General features: G+C 74.9%; 2 protein-coding genes. Both read right to left on the bottom strand.

Features of this window, described 5'->3' with window-relative positions; translation table 11 throughout:
* A partial coding sequence (ggt, locus tag ABT247_RS32830; protein WP_350750156.1) for a gamma-glutamyltransferase occupies positions 1-1,788 on the bottom strand: 1,788 nt, incomplete at its 3' end.
* 228 nt (positions 1,789-2,016) lie between these two features.
* The gene (locus ABT247_RS32825) at positions 2,017-3,087 is read right to left on the bottom strand and encodes an ROK family glucokinase (RefSeq protein WP_502892545.1); all 1,071 of its coding nucleotides are present in this window, start codon (positions 3,085-3,087) and stop codon (positions 2,017-2,019) included.
* Positions 3,088-3,137 lie beyond the last annotated feature (50 nt).

The following is a 3,137-nucleotide window of genomic DNA, read 5'->3' as shown; positions in this document are numbered from 1 at the left end:
CCCCCCCCCCCCCCCCCCCGGGGCGGCCGCGCCCCCGCCGCGCCGCCGCGGTTCGGCGGCGGCGACCCAGCGGCCGTCCGGCAGCCGCTCCACACCGGTGGCGGCGCCGATCTCGCCGCCGTCGGCGAAGCGGTGCCCGAGGCCCTCCAGCGCGGCCCGCTCGGGCAGGGCGAGGAAGCCTGGCTCGGCCTGGGTGGTGGCGGCGTTGCGCTGGCTGGCGCGCGGCGCGGCGATGGCCTGCTCCAGGCTCAGCCCGCGGTCCAGGCGTCCGAGCAGCACCTGCAGCGTGGTGGTGATGATCGTCGCGCCGCCGGGGCTGCCGGTGGCCAGCAGCGGCTCACCGTCCCGCAGCACGATGGTCGGGGACATCGAGGAACGCGGCCGCTTGCCCGGCCCGGGCAGGTTGGGGTCGGGCACCCCGGCGGCGAGCGGGGCGAAGTCGAAGTCGGTCAGCTCGTTGTTGAGCAGGAAGCCCCGGCCCGGGACGGTCATGCCGCTGCCGCCGGTCTGCTCGATGGTGAGGGTGTACGAGACGATGTTGCCCCAGCGGTCCGCGACCGTCAGGTGGGTGGTGTTGGGGCCCTCGTACGGCTCGGTGAGGGTCTGGCCGGTGTCGGCGCAGTCGGCCGGGTGGCGGGGGTCGCCGGGGGCGAGCGGGCTGGTGAGGGCGTGGTCGGGGCTGATCAGGCAGGCCCGGGAGGCGGCGTAGCGCTCGGAGAGCAGCTGCTCGGTCGGGACGTCGCTGAAGGCCGGATCGCCGACCCAGCGGTTGCGGTCGGCGAAGGCGATCCGGGAGGCCTCCAGGAAGTGGTGGTAGTACTGCGTGGCGCTGTCGGACGAGAGGTCGCCGTCCTCCAGGATGTGCAGCGCCTCGCCGACGGTGGTGCCGCCGGAGCTGGACGGCGCCATCGAGTAGACGTCGTAGTCGCGGTAGGCGACGTGGGTGGGCGCCTGGCGGCGGACCTGGTAGGCGGCCAGGTCCGCGGTGTCGACCTTCCCGGGGCGGGCGGCGCGGCCCGAGGCCGGGTCGACCGGCGGATGCTGCACGGTGTTGACGATGTCCCGGGCCAACGGGCCCTGGTAGAAGGCCTTCACGCCCTTGTCGCCGAGCAGGCGGTAGGTGGCGGCCAGGTCGGGGTTGCGCAGGACGGTGCCGACCTCGGGGGGCTTGCCGCCCGGCAGGTAGAGCGCGGCGGTGGCCGGGAAGTCCTTGAACCGGCCGTAGTTGTCGGCCGTCTGGTTGCGGAAGGTGCCGTCGACGACGAAGCCGTTCTCGGCGATCCGCTCGGCGGGCTCGAGGTTCTTGGCGAGCGAGCGGGTGCCCCACTGCCGCAGGGCCGAGTCCCAGGTCGCCGGGGTGCCGGGGACCCCGACGGACAGCCCGCTGGTGACGGCGTCGGCGAAGGCGAGCGGCTTGCCGTCCTCGAGGAACAGCCCGCTGTCGGCCGTTCGGCCGGCCACCTCTCGCCCGTCGATGGTGTGCACCCGGCCGGTCGAGTGGTCGTAGTAGACGAAGTACCCGCCGCCGCCGATCCCGGAGGAGTAGGGCTCCGTCACCCCGAGCGCCGCCGCGGCCGCCACCGCGGCGTCCACCGCGTTCCCGCCCTTGCGCAGCACCTCGATCCCGGCCGCGGTGGCGTCGGCGTCCACGGTGGCCACCGCCCCGCCCCACCCCACCGCCTCCGGCGCCTTCGGCGGCGGCGCCGCGGCTGCTGCCGAGCCGGTGGTGGCCCCCACCAGGGCGGTGGCGAGCAGCAGCGACGGCGCGAGACGGGTCAGAGCCCTCATCCGAGTCCTCCTGAGTCGACGTCAACTCATCAGTTCTTCCACAGCAGCGGTTATCCGACAACCACACCGCGTCGTTACCAACCGGTAGTTGACGTGACGACGGGACCGGGCGGGACGCCCATCGCCTTCCCGGGTGAACCGGGCAGGGAAAAGGCCGGCGGATCGCAGCGAACGGTCCTCGTCACCCGTTCGCTGCAATCCGCCGGCCGAATACCGCGGGGCCCTCCCCTACACGGCGCTGCGCTCCACCCGCCTCCGCTTGATGGTGCGGAAGCGGCGGGCCACCTGGCGGGCCAGGTCGGCGGCGCCGACCAGGCCGGCCTCGTTGCCGAGGGCGGCGTGGACGATGGTGGACTCGGGGCGGAAGCCGCGCCCGGTCAGGGTGCGGCGGAAGGTGTCGCGGGCGGGGCCGAGGAGCAGGTCGCCGGCCTCGGAGACGCCGCCGCCGATGACGAAGCGGCCGGGGTCGAGGGCGGCGGCCAGGTTGGCGATGCCCACGCCCAGCCAGGTGCCGACCTCGTAGAGCAGCTCGGTCGCCGTCGGGTCGCCGTCCCGGGCCGCCTCGGTGACCAGCGGACCGGTGATGCCCTCCACCGTGCCGCCCGCCCGGGCGAGCAGCGGCTGCACCACCGGGGACTCCTCGGCGACCAGCTCGCGCGCGTCCCGGACCAGGGCGTTGCCCGAGGAGTACTGCTCCCAGCAGCCGCGGTTGCCGCACGGGCAGCGGTGGCCGCCGGGCACCACCTGCATGTGGCCGAACTCGCCCGCCAGGCCGTACTTGCCGCGGTCGACGTAGCCGTCCCGGACGACCGCGCCGCCGATGCCGGTGCCCAGGGTGAGCATCACCATGTGGTCCTCGCCGCGCCCGGCGCCGAAGCGCCACTCGGCCCAGGCGGCCGCGTTGGCGTCGTTCTCGACGATCACCGGGAAGCGCAGCCGCTCGCTGAGCGCCTGCTGGAGCGGCTCGTTGCGCCAGTTGAGGTGCGGGGCGAAGAGCACCCGGGAGCGGTCGGCGTCGACCCAGCCGGCCGCGCCGATGCCCACCGCGTGGACGTCGTGCCGGTCGGCCAGCTGGAGCACCAGCTCGACGATGACGTCCTCGACGACCTTGGCGCTCTTGTTCTTGTCGGGGGTGTCGGTGCGCAGCTTCTCCAGCACCTTGCCCTCGCCGTCGACGACACCCGCGACGACCTTGGTGCCGCCGATGTCGACGCCGATGGTGGGCAGCCGCAGTATCCCCGCGGGCAGGGCGCGGCGTCGGCGCTCGGCCCCCGGGCCGCGGGCCAGGGGGGGGGGCAGGGACCTAGGACGCGCGGCGGGGGGGGTAAGAGGGGTTGTTGGAGCGGGTA

The organism is Kitasatospora sp. NPDC001539 (genome assembly GCF_040298565.1).
Lineage (GTDB): Bacteria > Actinomycetota > Actinomycetes > Streptomycetales > Streptomycetaceae > Kitasatospora.
The sequence above is the reverse complement of the archived record's forward strand: the minus strand, read 5'-3'. Positions and strand labels throughout refer to the sequence as shown.